Here is a 6,911-nt window from a genome sequence, read left to right as displayed (position 1 = left end):
ATCTCTCTTATTGATTGATTTAATATTTTATGTCAAGTCCACCAAACAAAATTAAACATTTTACAATAAGTACTTTGTTTGTATTAATTTCTTCTCTTTTTGTTTTATTACCCCAACCACCAAATAGAGGAATACCTTTTACTTCAACTTTCCAATCCATAGGAACTTTTATATCAATACCACCAAATGCAACAAATGCATCAATTATAACTGGTTCGTCTCCTATAATATTAGCATTTCTTAAGTCAACATCAATGCCACCAAATGCAGTACCTAAGTTACCACCCTGAAAATCACTTGAATCATTAAGTATATCGCTACCGGAGAACAGACAAAAATTTTCTACTATGTTATCTGAATATACTTTTCTGTTATTACCCTTTTTTTTTGGAATTATTAGCCATGCACCCGCTATAATAACAGCAGCTGGTAATATGAATTGACCTATATTAATACCTTCCAAAATATCTAAATTTAATTCTTTCAATTGAAAAACAACACCCGCTACTATTAATACAGAAGCTAAAGTTTTCGATCCATATTTATCAAATAGATTTACTAAACCTATAATAATTAATATAATTGGCCAATAAGTACCAAATATACTATCACTATCAATTATTTCCAATCTACCTAACAAAATAATAATCCCAACTGCAATTATTAATATACCTAATAGATTTCTTTTCTTCATATTCACGTCCTCCTTTAACATATATAAACATTTAATATGTAACCATTAATATTTTGTTGTAATTCAAATCTGTCAAAATAAACTATTAATATATAATATGTTAATACTTTTGAATATATTTTAACATATACTTATAAGTAATAAAAGAATAAATTGGTTAAAATAGAGATATATCAATTTTTACTTGATTTTTTCACGATTAACAACTATAATGATTTAGTTATAGAAGATAAAACACAAATAAAGTTAAGGATGAGATAATATAATGAATTTCAACGAATTAAATATATCTGATAATATTTTAAAAGCTATATCTGATATGGGATTTGAAGAGGCAACTGAAATACAAGAGAAATCAATTCCAGAAATATTATCAGGCAGTGATATTATTGGACAATCCCAAACAGGTACAGGTAAAACTGCCGCATTTGCAATTCCAGTTTTAGATAAAGTAGATCAATCTATTAAAAAACCACAAGTACTAGTCCTATGCCCTACTAGAGAGTTGGCTGTTCAAGTATGTAACGAATTCAAAAAATTAACAAAATATATGAATATAAAGTCATTTCCTGTTTATGGTGGCGAACCAATCTATAGACAGATTTCTGTTCTTAAAAAGGGCGTTCAAATAATCATTGGTACTCCTGGAAGACTTATGGATCATATGAATAGAAAAACCATTAAACTTGATCATGTAAATTCAATAATACTTGATGAAGCAGATGAAATGCTTAATATGGGATTTAGAGAAGATATTGAAACAATATTAAGTAAAATACCTAACGATAATCTCCAAACAATACTTTTTTCAGCAACTATGCCAAAAAGCATCTTAGATATTACTCACAATTATCAAAAGAAGCCAAAACTTATTAAAATCACAAGAAAAGAATTAACTACTGACACTATTGACCAAAGATATTATCATGTTCTTGAACATCATAAATTAGAAGTTCTTAGAAGATTAATTGATGTATATCATCCAAAGCTATCATTAATATTCTGTAATACCAAAAAGAAAGTTGATGAGGTAACAGATTTATTACAAGATGCTGGATATTCCAGTGACAAAATACATGGCGATATGAATCAAGTAGTTAGACTTAGTGTGCTTAATAAATTTAATAAAGGTATAATTAATATACTTGTCGCTACTGATGTTGCTGCAAGAGGACTTGATATTCAAAATGTTGAAGCTGTAGTTAACTATGATGTACCAGATAATGAAGAATATTATGTTCATAGAATTGGTCGTACAGGTAGAGCAGGTAAAAAAGGTTCTTCCTATACTTTAGTTTCTAAATCTGAAACAAGACGAATATCCAATATAATTAAATACATTAAAAAAGATATTCCTAGAAAAAAAATTCCATCAATAAATAAAGTTAATTCTGTAAAAGTAGATAATTATATAGAGTCATTGGCTAAGATTATCGATAATACAGCCGACTTAGATCAATATGAAGATATCATCAATAAACTTAATGATAAAGGTTATACTTCAGATAAAATAGCAACTGCACTATTGATGTCTAATCTTGAATTAAAAGAAGAGAATAATATGAATCTTTCATATGAAATCAATAGAAGACAACCTTATAATAATGATTCAAGAAGTAATGATTCAAGAAATAATAATTCAAGACGTAACGTTAATAAAAGAGAAAAAGGTATGGCTAGATTATATGTCAACATTGGTAAGAATCATAAAGTAGGTGTTAGAGATATAGTTGGTGCTATTGCAGGTGAAACTAAAATAAAAGGGTCTACAATTGGTTCAATTGATATGTATGATAAATACACTTTTGTTGAGATACCAGAAAAATATGCTACTCAAGTTATTGATAAAATGAATCAATCAAGAATACGTGGTAAGAATATTACAATGGAATTAGCTAATACAAGAAAAAGAAGATAATTTAATATACAATTATAATTTCAGACCTCTGTTAAAGTAACATATTATATATTGCTTGAACAGAGGTCTGCCTGTATATTAATCTAAAAATATTTTATTGGTAAAATGATGTTCTATATTGATAGACTTCTGCGATCAAAAATTATTATAGCTGCACAGTAAAATATACCACTTATACCTAATAAAATTAAACTTGATATTGTAACATAAGTTGAGTTGCTTAAGATTTCTTCAATATCTACAAAAGAATATATTGTAAAATATTTCAGCCATGATATATCTTCACTTATTCCCATGAGCATTCTACATATTATAAATAAAGCTGAGATTCCGCCTCCAAAAGCAATAGCATTCTTTGATTCATTAAACAAACATGAAAAGAAATATACTATACTACTTACAACAATAGTTGATAGATAAGTCACTAAATTCAGAGATATGAACTTGCCTATATCCAGATGTCCTCCAAACATGGATTCACTAATAGCTATACCTATCCCTACATTTATTATGAATATGACAGCTATACTACCTATTAGATATATAGCTTGAGTTACTGCTATTTTAATACGAGTATTTGGTGTTGTTAATATATAAGCCATAGAACCATTGTCAACATGCTTTGCAATCAATTTATTACCAATGATTATGGTATAGATCATTGGAAACACAAGAAAAATAAAGCCATAAAGGTAATGTGCTAAATAACCGGTTAAATCAGTACCTAAATTATCAAATCCAAAGGCTTTTAGCATTCCCTCAGGCATCAATGCTAACATACTGTCTATTGTTTCTGCACTATCTGGGTCAAACATTACAATGCTTATTGTTACATACATGAGTATAAAAAGTGTAAAAAATAATCCAATACCCCAATTCGCTTTTAAAGTTGCTTTGAATAATGTCTTATTCATGAGTAATACCACCCTTTCCGTAATATTTCATAAATACATTTTCAAGTGATTGCTGTTCAGCTTCTAATCCAATTACACTGCAATCTGATAAAGTCTTAAAAAACTCTTTATAATTATGATTTACCGTAATTTTAACTTTACAATCAGAGAGTTTTTTGACATCAAGTTTGTTATCTATAAGTTTATTAACATCCTTTTTATCTGATAATCTAATAATAAAAGTTTCTTGTTTCATTGCATTCAGAGATTGAACATCTTCAACAGCAACAATCTTTCCATCTTTTATAATACCTGCTCTATCACAGACCCTTTGAACTTCTTCAAAGATATGTGAAGACATCATAATTGTTTTACCTCTTTCTTTTTCCTTATCTAACAGATTCATAAATATATTTTGCATTAAAGGATCCAACCCACTTGTTGGTTCGTCTAAAATATATATTGAAGGATCATGCATAAATGCTGTCACTATTCCTAATTTTTGCTTCATACCTTTTGACATTTTTTTAATTTTATCTTTTGTATCTAATTGGAAAAGTTCTATAAGTTCGTCTCTTTTAGATAAATCTTTGGTATGACGCATATCACACATGAATTTAAGAAATTCCATACCTTTCATATTCTCAAAGAATGTAATCTCCCCTGGAAGATAACCTATAGTATTTTGTAGTTTCGCTGCTTCTTTTCGACAATTTATTCCATTGATTGAAGCACTACCTTTTGTTGGATTAGCAAACCCAAGTAGATTTCTAATAGTTGTTGTTTTCCCAGCACCATTTGGTCCAATATACCCAAAGACTTCCCCTTCTTTAATTGAGAAGTTCAAATCAAAAACACCTTTTCCACTCTTATAAATTTGTGTAAGGTTTTTAACTTCTATCATCGTATTGCCTCCTTTATTATTAATCTTGTTTGCTAAGTTGATCTCTACAATATTTAACATAAGACAATGCTTCTTCTTTAATTTTAATCTCATTAGTTTCAAATCCTAAAGCTCCATTAATCAGCTCTTCACTAAACTCTAGTAATTCTTCCAATTCTTTATAATTCTGAGCATTCTTTGACATAATGACCTGTGGTATGATTCCATAAATCCTTATTAATTCTCTCGTCCATAAGCCTGCTAAATATTCAGGATATTTTACATTAATTAAACCCTGCTTGTTTCCTTGTAGAATCAATTTTTTATATAGTTTAGTTGTAACTATTTCAAATTCTTCAGCTAACTTTCTTAAAATAGTATTATTTCCATTAAAAGAATACACTTTTTCAATTTCAGGCCATTCGACTAATTTGTTAGCTTTACATTTATTGATGGTAACAAAAACGTTATTTAATGAATCAATTATGGATTCCTCATTCTTCTCCTGCATATTTTCATAATACCTCACTAAATCTTTAATATAATTCAGTGTAATTGCTTCAAGAACTTCATCCTTTGATTTAAAGTGATGATAAAATCCACCTTTGGAACTTCCAACAGTTTCAATTATTTCTGATACAGTTGTTTTTTCATAACCTTTTTCAGCAAACAGTTTATATGCTGTTCTTATTATGTTCTGCTTTAAATCCATATAAACCTCCTTTCAACTACAAACCGACTGTCGGTCTGTCATTCTATTGTACACTCATTCATCCATTATGTAAAGACATATTAATAAAAAAAGGCTAAATTAATAGCCTCTAAATCCAATAATACACTTATTTTGTCTTTCCTACTTTGTCACTTCTTTCTCTAAGATTTACTACAATTGCTTTTGGTCTACTCATTGCTTCAATGCTATATCTAATTCCTTGCGTACCCATACCAGAAGATTTCACTCCCAAAAACGGAAAATGGTCAGGACCTCTTTCTGTTTTATTATTTATTTGAACAGTTCCTACCTCTAATAATCTTGCTATATGAAAAGCATCATCTATATCATTAGTAAATATTGAAGACTGCAAGCCATACTCAGATGCATTAGCAATATCAACAGCTTCATCAATATTTTTCACTCTAATAATTGGAAGTACTGGTCCAAAAGGTTCTTCCCATGCAATCCTCATGTCAGTTGTTACATTGTCAAATACGGTTGGATATAATAGATTTTCTTCTCTTTTATTACCTATTTTTAATGTTGCTCCTTTTTCTATAGCATCATCTATTAATTCTTGGACAAAATCTGCTGCTTTATTATTAATAAGTGGTGTTATGGATACATCATCAAACGGATTCCCAATTTTTAATTTTGCTACGTCTTCAGTGATAAGCTTTACTAAATGATCTGCAATTTCTTCTAATACCAAAACTCTTTTTAATGCAGTACATCTTTGTCCCGAATAACTAAAAGCTCCTTTTACAATGTTATTAGCTGCATGTTCTAAATCAGCATCTTCCAATACTATTGCTGCATCTTTTCCGCCTAATTCCATAATACTTGGCACCATAGCTGTTACTTGTGATATGTGTTTTCCAACTTCACTACTACCAGTAAAATTAATCAAATCGATTTCCTTGTGTTTTATTATATAATCTCCAATTTCAGAACCTTTACCTGTTATTGTATTAAGTACACCATTAGGTAGACCAGCTGCTTGAAATACTTTTGCTAGGTATAATGCACTTATTGAGCCTTGAGTTGGAGGTTTAAAAACTACACTATTTCCTGCCATTAGTGCTGGTGCTATTTTAGATGCTGAAAGGTTGACTGGATAATTAAAAGGTGATATCGCAAGAACTACTCCTACTGGTTCTCTTGTTACAAAAGCCAATTTATCTTTTGAAAATCCATGAAAACCATCACCTTGTAGAGTTTCTCCTTGTATTCGTTTACCTTCGTCTGCTGTAAATCTTATAAAATCAACTGTTCTAGTGACCTCAGATCTTGCGCTCTTAATATCTTTTGCTATTTCTTTGGCTAAAATATTTGCAATTTCCTCTGAATTTTCTTCCAATATCGCTGCTGACTTATGGATTATATCAGCTCGCTCACTAACTGGTTTATCTGCCCATATGCCAAAAGAACTCTGAGCCTTTGAAACGACTTTATCCACTTCTTCCCCTGTCATGGCCTGAATTTTTCCAACTTCTTTTCCATCTATAGGTGAATTGATTGTTATGTGATTATTTGAAGTAGAATTAATCCATTTTCCATCATATAGATTTTTATATATATTGTTATCTTTTATATCTTCAAACATAATTACCACCTCTGAACTTTCATTATTTACTTGGTAGTATTATTTTCCTTTATAATGTGTAATATGCATTTTAATTATAAAAGATAAATATAGTTTCTTAGCAAAATAAAAAAGCTTATCCTTTTACAGAATAAGCTTTTAAGCAAGTATTAGTAATTATAAATTTATATAATGATTGTGTATACATCGTATCTGTCATATC

6 protein-coding genes are annotated in these 6,911 nt (G+C 29.3%); 1 reads left to right on the top strand and 5 read right to left on the bottom strand.

The annotated features are described in order from the left end of the window. Positions 1–19: 19 nt before the first annotated feature. Positions 20–694 (bottom strand): LiaF transmembrane domain-containing protein, encoded by a 675-nt coding sequence (locus ACX6CF_RS24995; protein ID WP_458788105.1) that lies wholly within the window; start codon positions 692–694, stop codon positions 20–22. A gap of 265 nt (positions 695–959) precedes the next feature. Here ACX6CF_RS24995 and ACX6CF_RS24990 point away from each other — a divergent pair, with 265 nt between their 5' ends. Then, positions 960–2,612, top strand: coding sequence for a DEAD/DEAH box helicase (locus ACX6CF_RS24990; protein WP_458788104.1), 1,653 nt, complete (start codon positions 960–962; stop codon positions 2,610–2,612). Positions 2,613–2,725: 113 nt separating this feature from the next. Here the strand turns inward: ACX6CF_RS24990 and ACX6CF_RS24985 are convergent, their stop codons facing one another. From ACX6CF_RS24985 to ACX6CF_RS24970, 4 genes are all read right to left on the bottom strand, one after another. Then, positions 2,726–3,526, bottom strand: a complete 801-nt coding sequence (locus ACX6CF_RS24985; protein WP_458788103.1) for an ABC transporter permease subunit — start codon at positions 3,524–3,526, stop codon at positions 2,726–2,728. After that, the gene (locus tag ACX6CF_RS24980) at positions 3,519–4,409 is read right to left on the bottom strand and encodes an ABC transporter ATP-binding protein (RefSeq protein ID WP_458788102.1); all 891 of its coding nucleotides are present in this window, start codon (positions 4,407–4,409) and stop codon (positions 3,519–3,521) included. The genes ACX6CF_RS24985 and ACX6CF_RS24980 overlap by 8 nt, the downstream gene beginning before the upstream one ends. Positions 4,410–4,428: 19 nt before the next feature. After that, positions 4,429–5,100, bottom strand: coding sequence for a TetR/AcrR family transcriptional regulator (locus ACX6CF_RS24975; RefSeq protein WP_458788101.1), 672 nt, complete (start codon positions 5,098–5,100; stop codon positions 4,429–4,431). A gap of 127 nt (positions 5,101–5,227) precedes the next feature. Continuing rightward, positions 5,228–6,709, bottom strand: coding sequence for an NADP-dependent glyceraldehyde-3-phosphate dehydrogenase (locus ACX6CF_RS24970; protein WP_458788100.1), 1,482 nt, complete (start codon positions 6,707–6,709; stop codon positions 5,228–5,230). Between the last annotated feature and the right edge of the window lie 202 nt (positions 6,710–6,911).

The organism is Vallitalea sediminicola (genome assembly GCF_054408565.1).
Note: the sequence above shows the minus strand (reverse complement) of the source record. Positions and strands in the feature narration are given on the sequence as shown.